This window comes from Polaromonas sp. P1_G2, from assembly GCF_056405515.1.
Genome location: NZ_JBFUBY010001499.1, coordinates 1 through 392 on the forward strand (window position 1 = coordinate 1; position 392 = coordinate 392).

1 protein-coding gene is annotated in these 392 nt (G+C 61.5%); it reads right to left on the minus strand.

The features are described 5' to 3' along the window. Positions 1–371 (minus strand): hypothetical protein (locus tag AC1D0P_RS31260; protein ID WP_477680275.1); only part of this gene is annotated, 371 nt, incomplete at its 3' end. Positions 372–392: the final 21 nt, after the last annotated feature.

A 392-nucleotide genomic window follows, 5' to 3' on the forward strand; every position in this document is an offset into this window, starting at 1 on the left:
ATCCTGGGCTCAGGTTTAGTGGGTGCCGCCAGCTTGCGGCCGCGCAGCTTGGGCTCGACCGGCACGGCAATATCGGCATGATCGCCATCCGACAGACGTTCGAGCCTGTCGATCTGCTCGGAGATGGAGCCGTTACGGGTATGGAGCAGGATGCGCGCCGCGCCAACCAGCGCATTGTAGGCATTGTCGTCGATCAGGTCGCGACGCACGGAGAATATATGTTGCGACGGACCCGAGGCCAGGCCGCGCCGCCGCGCATTCTCGCACATGAAATCGATGGCGTGCTGCACATCCTGCGCATAGGTGGCGCCGCGATCATTGATGATCACCAGGTCCGAAATAACGCCCCGCGAGCGCAGATATTCCTGCATGCGGAAGGCCTTGTTGATGAT